This window comes from Streptomyces sp. NPDC037301 (assembly GCF_055602785.1).
On record NZ_JBVJWD010000005.1, the window covers coordinates 168,688 to 181,032 of the forward strand.

Here is a 12,345-nt window from a genome sequence, read left to right on the forward strand (position 1 = left end):
GTACAGCCGACCGGGCGTGCCCGTACAGCTACTCGGCGTCGTGGTGTCACTCCTGGTCAGCGTACGAGGGACCGGACACGCTGAGTCACATGAACGCCGAAATCACCCATGTGAGCGCCGAGTTCGTCCAACGGTTCAGCGCCACCCGCCGCGGGGTACGGCTCGCCCGCCGGCTCGCTGTGCATCAACTCGACGAGTGGGGCGTGCCGTACGGGAGCGAGCTCTCCGACGATGCCGCCCTGGTCGTGGCCGAACTGGCGGCGAACGCGGTGCTGCACGGGCACGTGAAGGGGCGGGACTTCGAGCTGAGGCTTCTCGACCTGGCGGACACGCTCCGTATCGAGGTGTCGGACGCGCGGGGTGAGCAAGGGCCGGAGCAGCGCCGCCTCCGAGCCGGCGCGGAGTCCGGGTACGGCCTGCATCTGGTCGAGGCGCTGGCCACGTCCTGGGGAGTCACCGACCGGGACGTGGGCAAGACAGTCTGGGCCGAGTTGCTTGCCTGCCATCATTGAGACGGATACGCGGCAGCGCCGACGCCCACCACCCGGGGCCCTCCCGGTGGCAGGTCCGGCCGCTGCTGGTCAGCATGGACCCGTACCTGTCGACCAGGGAGACCTCATGTCCATCGCGGTACTCGGAGCGACCGGCGGCCAGGGCGGCGCGGTGGCCGCCGCCCTGCTGGAGGCGGGGCGTGCCGTGCGCGCCGTGGTGCGTGATCCCGGCAGCGGGCGGGCCAGGGCGCTGGCGGCGGCCGGAGCGGAGGTCGTCCCCGGCAATCTGTTCGACGCGGGCTCGCTCGCCGAGGCGTTCCTGGGCACGACGGCCGCGTTCGCCGTGACCACGCCGTTCCAGGACGGCCTGGACGCGGAGGTGGCCCAGGGCGCGGCGATCGTACGGGCCGCCGAGGACGTCGCACTGCCGCATCTGGTGCTGGCCTCCGTCGCCAGTGCGGACCGTGGCACCGGCATCCCGCACTTCGAGACCAAGGCCAGGACCGAGGAACTGCTCGCCGGCTCCGGACTTCCGGCAACGGTGGTGGCACCGACCTACTTCTACGACAACGCGCTGGGTGCGCTGGACGAGGTCGCCGCCGGCCTCCTCACCATGCCGCTTCCCGGTGACACCCCCCTTCAGCAGGTGGCACGGCAGGACCTGGGCCGTGTCGTGGCCGCGGTCGTGGCCGATCCGGACCGATGGATCGGGCAGCGGATCGAGGTGGCGGGCGACGATCCCACGCCGGTCCGGATGGCCGAGGAGATCGGACGGGCCGCGGGCGGCACGGTCGCGTTCCGGCAGACCCCGCTGGCGGACCTGCGTACCACCAACCCCGACATGTTCGCCATGTACAGCTTTCTGGCGGACACCGGTTACCAGGTGGACCTGGAGGCGTTGCGGACGCAGTTCCCCACCGTCCCCTGGACTCCGTACGGCGCATGGGCAGACGCCCAGAAGTGGCCGACGCCCCGCATCAGGACAGCGTGACACCTGGGCCTGTGATGGCACGTCGTACGTCGACCCCCGCCCGAACCGGGCTGTCCGCTTGAAACAGCCGGCCGCGGTCCGCGTGACATCCGTTGTCCAGTCGTCGTACGACGGGGTGCGCCGGGTCACTGATGTTCCGTAACCGGTTTGCCGATCGGACCGGGAGTGTGGCCGGTCGGCCGATGCGGTGTCGCGGGGGTGCGCCTAGCGTCGTGTTGACCAAGCCACCGCGCTTCGAGGGGAACGTCCGATGGACCAGCGAGGGACGACCGGAGTACACGCCGACGCCACGGCCGTGGTCGGAGCGACCACGGAGTTCGAGCCGGACGTCATGGACCTGCTCGTGGAGGCACTGCGCCGTGCGGTCAGGAGCGAGATGTCGGCCGTGGGGACGGACACCCTGCTGGGGGAGCTCGTGATGGGGGACACGGACGCCGGTGAGGCGATCGCTCCGGGGATGCGGAAGGCCGGTTCGCTCAGCGGCATGATCTCCGGTCGGGCGGGCCTCGGTTGGGTGAGCGACGACGAGGTGCACAGTGCGCCGGTCGGAGCCGGCGCCGATGAGGAAGCCCATCAGGAAGCCGATGAGGCAGAGGTCGATGCCGCCTGGCGTGAGGCACGGTGGCGCTTCGGCCTTGGTTCGCGCGGATCGGCCGCAAAGAGCGGCCGGGCGCTGCCCGGGATGACCGGGGCGGTGCGCGCGTGCCTGCTGCTCGCGCTCAGGTCGGCCCGCGCCGAGGGGACGATCTCGGTGCGCTGCCGGCACGTGGCCCGTGCCCTGTTGGACCTGCCGGACACCAGGGCACGGGAAGCCCTGCTGCTGCAGAGGCTGGATACGGCCGCCTCGGGAACCACGCTCGGCGGACTGGACGCGAGCGCCCCAGCGGAGACCGAGGGACCGGAATCCCGCGGCGTCACCCTTCTTCGTCGGGCCGGAACGCTGGGTAGGAGCGGTAACCGCCTGACACGCGCGCTGACTTCGTGGACCTCCGGGGCCTCCCAGAACGGCTCACCGGTTCTGTTCGCGGTGACCGTCGAGGCCGTGCGGCAAGCGGTACGGTGCGGGCGTGCCGCGGCGGAGCCGGTGGATCTCCTGCTGGGGATACTGGCCCTGGACCGGGCATTGTCCGTTGCCGGGCGCTCGCTTCCCGGGAGTCTGGCAGACGCCAACGCTGCTCCGGCCCTGATGCGCCGACACGGCGTACGGCAGATATCCCTGGTCTCTTCGGCTTCGGCAACCGAGTCCGTTCCGGTTCCCGACGGCTCCGAGGTGTGGCTGTCCGCCGCCGCCGACCGGACCATGGCGGTCGCGCGGCTGTCCGCCGCCGAGCACGGTTCGCCCACGGTCGGTACGGTCCACCTGCTGTCCGCGCTGCTCGACGAGTCGGCGACGGATACGGACGCCGGGGCCGGTGGCGCGGTCGTACGGCTGCTGGCTGCCGGCCGGGTGGACGTCGCCGCGTTGCGGGCAGAGCTGAGCCTCCGGCCGGGCGCATGACCCCCGGGGCCCGCCGTGCGGCGACCGCCACCGCCGCAGCTACCGTTCCTCCCGGGAGATCCACGGTGGCGGGGCAGGGGTGATCATGAGCCAGGTGCCCAAGGACACACGGCCGTTGCGCCTGTCCGTACGGCTGGGGCGCGCGCTGACCGGTGTGTCTCGGTGGGTGCGCCGCGAGGTGGCCGAGAGCTGGGCCGAGGCGCGTGCCGCCGTGCGCCGTACGGTCGGCGTCGAGGCGCTGGTCTGTGCCCTGGCGGCAGCCTTCTGCCTGATGCCGCTGCTGCTGGCGCCCCCGGAACGGCTGGCGGCGGCGGTGCTGGAGGGGGTGTGGGCGGTGCTGCTCGTCCCCGCTCGGCGCGGTCGGCCGGTCGCCGCCGTCCTGGGCGCCTCTTTGCTGCTCGTGGGCACCAACGTGTGGACGCTGGCGGTGGTGCCGCTGATCGTGCTGTCCGCTACCCGTCGTATCGCACCGCCGAGGCGTGCGTGGCAGGTAGCCGGGGTGGCCTGCGCCGCCGTCGGTGTCCTGACCGTCGCCTGTGCCCTCATCCGGTCCGATGACTTGCCGTCGGAACTGGCCGGCAACGCGGTCTCCGCGGTGCTGCTTCTGCTGCTTCCCACTCTGGCTGGGAGCCTGCTGGGGCGGCGGCGGCCCCTGGTCAGCCTGCTGCGGGAGCGCAACGCCTATCTGGAACAGGCCCGCACGCTGACCACTGCGGCGGCCCGGACGGAGGAACGGACCCGGATCGCGGGAGAGATGCACGATCTCCTGGGCCACCGGCTGAGCCTGATCTCCGTGTATGCCGGGGCGCTTGAACTCGCTGCCGCGCGGCAGGCACCTGCCCTCGTCGGACAGGCCGATCTGCTGCGCACGACGGCCGGTACGGCCATGGAGGAACTGCGCGAGATCCTCGGTGTCCTGCGGCACGTTGACATGACAGACCTGCCGGACCGGACCGGGGAGGAGAGGGGAACGCGTGAGGACATCACCGCTCTGGTGACGGAGTCCCGGCAGACAGGCAGCACCGTCGAGTTGGACTGGTCCGTTCCCGACACGGCCGAGGTGGGCCTTCGTGCGCGTCAGGCGATCCACCGGGTGGTTCGCGAAGGGCTGACGAACGTGCTGAAACACGCGTCCGGTGCGCCCACCAGGGTGGAGGTCAGGGGCACGGACAGGGGGATCGAGGTGTCCGTCACCAACGACGCACCGCGCGCGGCGGGTCACTCCCGCGGGGGAAGTCGCAGTGGGCTGGCCGGCTGTCAGGAGCGGATCTCGTTGCTCGGCGGCACGTTCGAGGCGGGCGCCTTGATGAACGGCGGTTTCCGCATGGCGGCTTGGCTGCCCACCCACGGGAACAGCCCCCTGGAATTCGCCGCGCTCCCAGGGGCTCTTGCCGAAATCCCTCCGGACACGGCCCGCCTTCCGTCCGGCAGCATCGGGCAGTCCGGCGGCATCGGACGGGCAGGAGCACGTGCCCCGCTGCCGGACGAGATCCTGACCTGGCCGCGAGTCCTGGGATCCGGCTGCGTGGCGCTGCTCGTGGTCCTGCCGACGGTGGGCTTCCTCGTCGTACTGCTGACGGCGGCAGCCCTAAGATGAGCTGATGATCCGAGTCCTGGTCGCCGACGACGAGGCGCTGATGCGTGCGGGAATCCGGCTGATCCTGGAGAACGCCGAGGACATCGAGGTGGTCGCCGAGGCGGGCGACGGTCGGGAAGCCGCCGCGGCATGCCGCGCCCAGGGCATCGATGTCGCCCTCCTCGACATTCAGATGCCGACCAGGGACGGAATCGCGGCCGCCGAGGACATTGCCCGTCTTTCGCCCCGCACCTGTGTCGTGATGCTGACGGCGTTCGGCGAGGAAGCGAGCGTGACGCGCGCCCTGCGGGCCGGCGCGAGCGGTTTCCTCCTCAAGGACACCGGTCCCGCCGAGCTGATCCGCGCCGTGCAACTCGCCGCGAGGGGGGAACCGGTACTGGCACCCCGGATCACCCGCCAGCTGCTGGAACGGCACGTACGGTCCGGCCGGGACACCGAGGTCGCTCTGCGCAGGACCGAAGAGCTGACCCCGGCCGAACGGGATGTCCTGCGGTTGCTCGGCACGGGCCTGTCCAACGCGGAGATCGCCGATCAGCTGTATCTGAGTGCCGGCACGGTCAAGGCGCACATCAGCCGGATCCTCACACGCACCGGTTGCGCCAACCGTGTACAGGCCGCCGTTCTCGCACACGACGCCGGGCTGCTCACCGATCGTTGAGCCGGCCGTCCGCAGTCCCGCAAAGCTCGTCGAGCAGGAGCAGCTCGGGCCGGGACGCCAACGTGGCGGTCGGCGCGAGACGTGAGCGTTCGCCGCCCGACAGCGTGCCGAGCGCCCTGCCGGCGCGCACGTCATCTGTCGGCCTCGCGCCATGCGGCCGGGCAGCCCCGCCTCCTTCCCGCGTCATGGTGACGCGTACGGGCCGGGCGCCCCCAGGGGCGCGCCTTCGGTCCCGCCGGTCCCACGGAGGCCCTGGTCCGGGGCGCGTGCCGCGCTCGTATGCTCGCTCCATGACCGATCCTCAGCGCGGACGTCCGACCACCAATTCCATGCGGCGTGCCCTCAAGCGGGCCCGCGACGGTGTCGCTCTCGATGTGACCGAGGCCGCCGTTCTGCTCCAGGCGCGAGGTGACGATCTGACGGATCTCGCAGCCTCGGCCGCCCGGGTGCGTGACGCCGGCCTCGAAGCCGCCGGCCGGCCCGGTGTCATCACGTACTCCCGCAAGGTCTTCATCCCGCTGACCCGGCTCTGCCGCGACAAGTGCCACTACTGCACCTTCGTCACCGTGCCCGGCAAGCTCCGGCGCGAGGGCCACGGGATGTTCCTGTCGCCCGACGAGGTGCTGGACATCGCCCGTAAGGGCGCGGCCATGGGCTGCAAGGAAGCGCTGTTCACGCTCGGCGACCGGCCCGAGGACCGCTGGCCCGAGGCGCGGGAGTGGCTGGAGGCCGAGGGGTACGACGACACCCTCGCGTACGTACGCGCCATGGCGATCCGCGTCCTGGAGGAGACCGGCCTCCTCCCGCACCTCAACCCGGGCGTGCTGACATGGACCGACCTCCAGCGGCTCAAGCCCGTCGCCCCCTCCATGGGCATGATGCTGGAGACGACGGCCACCCGCCTGTGGTCCGAACCGGGCGGCCCGCACCACGGCTCCCCGGACAAGGAACCGGCCGTACGCCTCCGCGTGCTCGAAGACGCGGGCCGCTCCAACGTCCCGTTCACGACCGGCATCCTGATCGGGATCGGCGAATCGTACGAGGAGCGCGCCGACTCCCTCTTCGAGCTGCGCAAGACCGCCCGCGCCTACCACGGCATCCAGGAAGTCATCGTCCAGAACTTCCGCGCCAAGCCGGACACCGCGATGCGCGGCATGCCGGACGCCGAGCTGGAGGAACTGGCCGCGGCCATCGCCGTCGCCCGGCACATCCTCGGCCCGTCCGCCCGCATCCAGGCCCCGCCGAACCTCGTCGACGCCGAGTACGCGCTGCTCATCGGCGCGGGCATCGACGACTGGGGCGGCGTCTCCCCGCTCACCCCCGACCATGTGAACCCCGAACGCCCCTGGCCCCACATCGACGAACTGGCTGCGAAGACCGCCGAGTCCGGCTTCGCGCTCCGCGAGCGACTCACCATCTACCCGGAGTTCATCCAGCGCGGCGAGCCCTGGCTCGACCCCCGCCTCCTCCCGCACGTCCGCGCCCTCGCCGACCCGGAGACGGGCCTCGCGAAGGAGGGTGCGATCCCCGTCGGCCTGCCCTGGCAGGAGCCCGACGAGGAGTTCGGCGCCACCGGCCGCACCGATCTGCACCGCACCATCGACACGGAGGGCCGCACCGGCGACCGTCGCGAGGACTTCGACGAGGTGTACGGGGACTGGGAGGCGCTGCGCGAGGCGGCGGCCCCCGGCATGATCCCGTCCCGCATCGACGCCGACGTACGCCAGGCGCTCGGCCAGGCCGCCGACGATCCGACGAAACTCACCGACGACCAGGCGCTCGCCCTGCTCCACGCGGACGGCCCGGCGCTCGACGAACTGTGCCGGATCGCGGACACCCTGCGCCGTGACGTGGTCGGTGACGACGTCACGTACATCGTCACCAGGAACATCAACTTCACCAACGTCTGCTACACCGGCTGCCGCTTCTGCGCCTTCGCCCAGCGGCGCACCGACGCCGACGCGTACACCCTCTCCCTGGACCAGGTCGCCGACCGGGCCGCGCAGGCGTGGGACGTCGGCGCGGTCGAGGTCTGCATGCAGGGCGGCATCCACCCGGACCTGCCGGGCACGGCGTACTTCGACATCGCGCGGGCGGTGAAGGAACGCGTACCCGGCATGCATGTGCACGCCTTCTCGCCCATGGAGGTCGTCAACGGGGCGACCCGTACCGGCATGTCCATCCGTGACTGGCTGATCGCCGCGAAGGAGTCCGGGCTCGGTTCGATCCCCGGTACGGCGGCCGAGATCCTGGACGACGAGGTCCGCTGGGTCCTCACCAAGGGCAAGCTGCCCACGGCGACCTGGCTGGAGGTCATCAGGACCGCCCACGAGGTGGGCCTGCGCTCGTCGTCGACGATGATGTACGGCCACGTCGACCAGCCCCGCCACTGGCTCGGCCACCTGAGGACCCTGGCAGACCTTCAGCAGGAGACCGGCGGCTTCACGGAGTTCGTCACCCTCCCCTTCATCCACACCAACGCCCCGGTCTACCTGGCAGGCATCGCCCGCCCCGGCCCGACCGACCGCGACAACCGGGCCGTCACCGCCATGGCCCGGCTCCTGCTCCACCCGCACATCACCAACATCCAGACCAGCTGGGTGAAGCTCGGCACACAGGGCGCGGCCGAGATGCTGCGCTCGGGCGCCAACGACCTGGGCGGCACGCTGATGGAGGAGACCATCTCCCGGATGGCGGGCTCCGGTTACGGCTCCTACCGGTCGATCCAGGACCTCGTCGCGATCGCGGAACTCGCGGGCCGCCCGGCGAAGCCGCGTACGACGCTGTACGGAGAGGTGCCGCAGGAGCGGGTCGCGACGGCCGCCGCGTCCGACGGACACCTTCCGGAGCTGCTTCCCGTGCTGCCTTAGCAGGGCGGGGGGCTCGTCAGCCGAACCGCTCGTGATCGGCCGGCACGGCGTCGATCACGAGCGGTTCGGGGGCGGCCCGCTTCCGGTCCGCGCCGACGCGGCCCTCCGGCGCGGACCGTCCGGCGCGGCCGTCCAGCGCCGGATTTCCTCGTCGTCATGGGCGGGCGACGCCCCCCGGCACCAGCTGTGCTCCCCGATGAGCGGACCCGCGGACCCGCGGACCCGCGGACCCACCGCACAGGTCAGGGATCAAGTCAGTCCAGGCGGCGCGGGGTTCCGAGGAGCCCGGCCTCGACGTCAGTCGGTTGCAGTTTGACCAACTTCCGGTGCTGAGTCGTACACCACAGCACCATGTCGTCGCCGAGTACGGGCAGCGCCTCCGCCTGTACCTGGGGCAGCCGCAGAATCCGGGCGAGGACCGCGGCCTCCTCCGGGGAGACCCGCTGGATCCCGACCAGTCCCGCGTTGCCGAGCAGCCTCGGCGCCGTCGGGCCCAGGAACGGCAGCAGCGTCAGCACGGACTGCCACGGTCCGGTCGCCAGCCGGCTGCGCGGCGGGCGCATACCGCAGTCCCTCACGACCAGGACGGGGCTGGTGACCGTCGCGCCCTGCGGTCCCACCTGCTTGACGTCGTGCACCGTCATGCATTGCTGCCCGCCGCCCGCGGCCTGCGCGAGTCCCGTCCACGCCTGCGGCCTGGCCGTCTCGACGGCGACGCGCGCACCGGTGCCGGCTGTGCGCAGCGCCAGTACCTGCGCCGTCCACAGACTGCCGATGACCACGACATCGAGCTGAGAGGGGCGGAAGAAGCCGAGTACCGCGGGCTTCCCCTTCGCGTCGACGCCCGCTACGACTCCGTCGTCACCGAGCGGCAGCGACAGCGCGGCGAGCTGTTCCACGGGCAGTACGTGCCGGCCGCGGCGTGGGCCGAGCAGTCCGAACCCGGCCCTGCCCCGTCCGGCCGCCGGTGGGGCGGGAGCAGCCGGACCGGTAGTGCCGGGGGGCGTCATACGGGGGGCGGTCAACGGGTACCTCCGAGGGGCAAGGTGGCCAGCACACCGGGCAGTTGTTCGCGGTCCAGCCGTACGAGGCCGACCTTCACTCCTCGTGCGGCGCGCTCCAACTGCCGTCGCACCGAGACCAGTTCATCACTCCCGCGGGCGGTGAGGCGGACGTATCCGCTGACGGCCGGTGTGTCACCGGTCCCGCGCGACACCGTCAGGCTGAATGTGCTGGCCAGCGCCGGCATCGACGTCAGGAGTGCCACCAGTTGTGCCGATGACGCAGCACCCGCGCCCAGGTGCGGCCAGCGGCCGACCCAGTAGGTCGTGTGCCAACGGTCGTCGCAGCGCCAGGCGCGGGTGGACTCCGTGGTGCGCCGCAGCGGCGCATCCGTCCGCACCGCCAGCGCGCTGGCCTGCGGATTCACCCCGGCCGAGGTCGCGAGGGCGGACGTCACCTGCGCCTCGGTCAGGACCGAAGCGTCGAACCCCGCCCCTGCCAGTCGGCTTGCCAGCTGATCCGTGGCCCGCAACAGCGCGCGCTGCGCTCCGTCGATGCCGCCGCCGCGCGCCCGCACCGCCTCCGGACACAGCTCCGGGTCGAGTTTCAGCGCGATCCATGTCAGCCGGATCGCGGGGGTACCGCCCTGGGCCTGGAGCGGCGCGTACGACCGTGCCGCCGCGGCCTGTTCAGGCAGGTGCGGTCCGGGCGCGGGCTGCGTGTGCTGCACGACCTGTACCGACTCCAGCCGGATGTCGTCCACCTCCAGGGCGTCGTGCAGCAACCCGAGTTCCAGCGGACGCGCGTCCCGGGCCATCCGCAGCGGTTCGTCCCGTGGCTGCACGAGCAGCAGGGCTGTCAGGAACGTTCCGTCACCCACCATCCCGATCGTGCGCTCGCGCTGCCGGTCGGTGTAGGTGTACGTCCGCAGCGCCGCCTCGCACTCGACGACCGGCGCCAGCGCGGGGTCCACCCCTTCCGCGGACCACGGCCGTCGCGCGGCCCTCAGCCGCCCGCGCAGGGCCATGACGGCGGTGAGCCACTCCATCACCGGCCGCCCCCGCCGCCGCAGAACCGCCAGCAGCACCAGCGCCGCCGCAACCAGGCCCATCGGCACCAACAGGATCCTGTTCGTCACCCACGCGATAAGCATCAGCGCGCCGGCGACCTCCATCAACACCACCTGGTGCAGCCGCACTCCACCGATCCGCCCCGGCTGCGGGTGCACACTCATCACTGCGGTCGTCGCGCTGCTCATCCCCCGGTATGTCCCTCCGTGTCACGGCACTAAGGCGTGTGCGAGTCGGACCGACGCGTTTCGCACACCGGCCCGCGACCGCCCACTGTCCCACGTCCGGCGATGAGGGGTTCGAAGGGGGGTTCTCGGCCCGCCCCGTCGGGCAGGGGCGTCGGCCGGCTCCTTGAAGCATGTACCCGCACGGCGGTGAACGAGCGGCGGCGGGCATAGTGGGGGCGGTTCGCGAGGCATCTACAACCACGGGGAGAAATAGGGCAGATGGCATCACGGCGGGACGAACTCAATGCCTACACCTTCGCGAAGAAGCGGCTGGTCGCCGCCTTTCTGCAACCGTCCGCAGCCGGTTCGGACGAGGGAGCGCCGCGCCCGCTGCGGGCCCTGCTGCCAGGAGTGGTGGTGGGCGCCCTGCTGGTGGCGGGCTTCGGGGCCTGGGGCATCTTCAAGCCCAAGGTTCCCGACGGCTGGGACGACCCCGGTGCCCACGTCATCGTCGGCAGTGAATCGACAACCCGATACGTCGTCCTGGAGACCAAAGGCGTCAAGCGCCTGCACCCGGTGCTGAACTTCTCCTCCGCGAAACTGCTCCTGGACCCGGACAAGTCCTCGGTGCTCCAGGTGGCGGAGTCCGAACTGGACAACGGAAAGCTGCAGCGCGGTCCGATGCTCGGCATACCGTACGCACCCGACCGGCTGCCCAGTGCGGACGAGGCGGGCCGGAACAAGCTCTGGGCGGTCTGCGAGCAGCCGGGCGCCGGCGCCGGTGACACCGTGCAGAAGGCGGTCTTCCTGCTCGCCGACCGAGAGGCGGACAAGGTGGGCGGCAAGCAGCAGCTCCACGGCGGCCAGGCCCTCTACGTCGAGGTGGACGGCGGGGGTGGCACGCGCTACCTGGTGGATGCGGACGGCACGCAGCACGTCATCGGGACCACCGGAGGCGACAAGCCCTCGGCCCGGGACGAGGTGCTGCGCCGCTCACTGTTCAGCGAGGGCGCACAGCCCCAGAAGGTCACCAAGGACTGGCTCGGCACCCTGCATGCCGGCAAGCCCATCGACTTCCCGCGGTTGCCCGGCAAGGTCGGTGACCCGGCCGGCGTCAGCGGCCTGGACCCCCGCCTGGACAAGGTGGGCACGGTGCTCAAAGCCGTGGCCGGTACCGGCATGCAGCAGTACGTCGTCCTGCCGGGGGCGGTTGCGCCCGTGTCCGACCTCGTCGCCAGGCTGCTCCTGACGAGCCCGGAGGCGGAGGTGCTGGGCCAGAAGGCGCAGGCCACCGAAGTCGGACCGCAGTCCTTCACCTCTTCCCCGGACGAGTTCTACGCGAAGTACGGCTGGCCGAAAAACGTCCCGACACAGGCCAACGACACGTCGGCCCGGACCGGAACCGTCTGCAACGTGCTGCACGGCGTCACCTCGGCGGGCGTGCCGAAGCTGACCACCTGGGCCGGCCCCGGGTATCCGGTCCGCTTCCAGGACGGGGCCACCAGCGCGTACGTCACGCCGGGCAGCGGTGTGCTGTACCGGCAGTTCAACGGAGCTTCCCCCACCACCGGTTCGCTCTTTCTGGTGACGGATACCGGGCTGCGCTACGCCGTGCAGACGAACAACGACAGCAGCGCGGATCCCTCCAAGATCGGGGCCGACGCGAAGCCCCCGACGGCGGAGGAGCAGGCTGCCGAGGTCAACCAGGCCCAGATCAAGCTCGGCTACAAGGATGTACGGCCGGTGCCGGTGCCGGACAACTGGTCGGCCCTCCTGCCCAAGGGGCCCCGGCTCGACGCCAACAGTGCCAAACAGCCACAGAGTTCCTGAGGACGGAGAGGAGGAAGCGCGTGATGATCACACGCAACGGATTCCGTTCTTCGGCCGTCGTGCTGCTCCTGATGTGCGCGGCGGGCGCCGGCCTGCCGGGGTTCGCGCAGGCTCCCGCGGCAGCACTGGACTCCGACCCGCAGACGGGTTCCGAGGGCAGCGGTGAGTGCA

At 71.5% G+C, this 12,345-nt stretch carries 9 protein-coding genes; 7 read left to right on the top strand and 2 right to left on the bottom strand.

All coding sequences use genetic code 11. The features are described from left to right. Window positions 1–89: 89 nt before the first annotated feature. From ACZ7IB_RS11390 to ACZ7IB_RS11415, 6 genes are all read left to right on the top strand, one after another. Complete coding sequence (locus tag ACZ7IB_RS11390) at window positions 90–512, top strand: ATP-binding protein (RefSeq protein WP_470911511.1); 423 nt, start codon at window positions 90–92, stop codon at window positions 510–512. 106 nt (window positions 513–618) lie between these two features. Next, entirely contained in the window at window positions 619–1,482 is an 864-nt protein-coding gene (locus ACZ7IB_RS11395; protein WP_470911513.1) for an NmrA family NAD(P)-binding protein, read from the top strand. A 250-nt stretch (window positions 1,483–1,732) separates the two neighbouring features. Next, window positions 1,733–2,980 (top strand): hypothetical protein, encoded by a 1,248-nt coding sequence (locus tag ACZ7IB_RS11400; RefSeq protein ID WP_470911516.1) that lies wholly within the window; start codon window positions 1,733–1,735, stop codon window positions 2,978–2,980. Window positions 2,981–3,065: 85 nt separating this feature from the next. Beyond that, window positions 3,066–4,577, top strand: coding sequence for a sensor histidine kinase (locus ACZ7IB_RS11405; protein ID WP_470911518.1), 1,512 nt, complete (start codon window positions 3,066–3,068; stop codon window positions 4,575–4,577). 4 nt (window positions 4,578–4,581) lie between these two features. Continuing rightward, the gene (locus ACZ7IB_RS11410) at window positions 4,582–5,235 is read left to right on the top strand and encodes a response regulator (RefSeq protein ID WP_470911520.1); all 654 of its coding nucleotides are present in this window, start codon (window positions 4,582–4,584) and stop codon (window positions 5,233–5,235) included. Window positions 5,236–5,525: 290 nt separating this feature from the next. Further along, window positions 5,526–8,105 (top strand): bifunctional FO biosynthesis protein CofGH, encoded by a 2,580-nt coding sequence (locus ACZ7IB_RS11415; RefSeq protein WP_470911524.1) that lies wholly within the window; start codon window positions 5,526–5,528, stop codon window positions 8,103–8,105. 254 nt (window positions 8,106–8,359) lie between these two features. Here ACZ7IB_RS11415 and ACZ7IB_RS11420 read toward each other — a convergent pair whose 3' ends face one another. Then, entirely contained in the window at window positions 8,360–9,115 is a 756-nt protein-coding gene (locus ACZ7IB_RS11420; protein WP_470911527.1) for a hypothetical protein, read from the bottom strand. An 11-nt stretch (window positions 9,116–9,126) separates the two neighbouring features. Then, a complete protein-coding gene (eccE, locus tag ACZ7IB_RS11425) occupies window positions 9,127–10,305 on the bottom strand; it encodes a type VII secretion protein EccE (RefSeq protein ID WP_470911859.1) in 1,179 nt (392 codons plus the stop codon). Between the two features lie 318 nt (window positions 10,306–10,623). Here eccE and eccB point away from each other — a divergent pair, with 318 nt between their 5' ends. After that, on the top strand, window positions 10,624–12,174 hold the full coding sequence (gene eccB, locus ACZ7IB_RS11430) for a type VII secretion protein EccB (RefSeq protein WP_470911530.1): 1,551 nt from the start codon (window positions 10,624–10,626) through the stop codon (window positions 12,172–12,174). Window positions 12,175–12,345 lie beyond the last annotated feature (171 nt).